General features: G+C 67.0%; 1 protein-coding gene. It reads right to left on the bottom strand.

Annotated elements, in window-relative coordinates:
- Positions 1-460 (bottom strand): hypothetical protein (locus DVK00_RS21505; protein WP_394345575.1); only part of this gene is annotated, 460 nt, incomplete at both ends.

Raw genomic sequence — 460 nt, 5'->3', positions numbered from 1 at the left:
GGGGAACTCCTCGCGAAGCGTGTCCGGATCGTCGACGGCGGGTTGGGCGTACTCGCCTTCGAAGCGCCACTCGTAGTCGATCGCGTACTCGACGCCGGGCGTCATCGACCCGCCCTCGAGGATAGTGATCGACCCTTCGGAGTGCCCGATCGTGTAGTCGATGTTGCGCTCGTACTGCGTCGAGCGGTCGCCGACGTCGTACACCGTCTCCGAGCCCGTGTCGACCGGGCCCTCCGCAAGCCCGACGTTGAGCCCGTAGTTGTTAGCCACGAACGTCTCGCCTTCCACGCGGGAGGTCTTCCCCTCGGCGATGACGCGCTGATACGATTCCTCGATAGAGCGCCGGCCGGTGAAGGAGACAAGCGTCGGCTCGGCGTCAGCGACGCGCTGGCCGGGCTGGGTCCACTCGATGCGGTACTCGGCGTCCGCGGCTGGCGCTCGCCGCAACTCCCAGATGAAG

The sequence above is a fragment of the Haloarcula sp. Atlit-47R genome, from assembly GCF_003665985.1.
Lineage (GTDB): Archaea > Halobacteriota > Halobacteria > Halobacteriales > Haloarculaceae > Haloarcula > Haloarcula taiwanensis.
The sequence above is the reverse complement of the archived record's forward strand: the minus strand, read 5'-3'. Positions and strand labels throughout refer to the sequence as shown.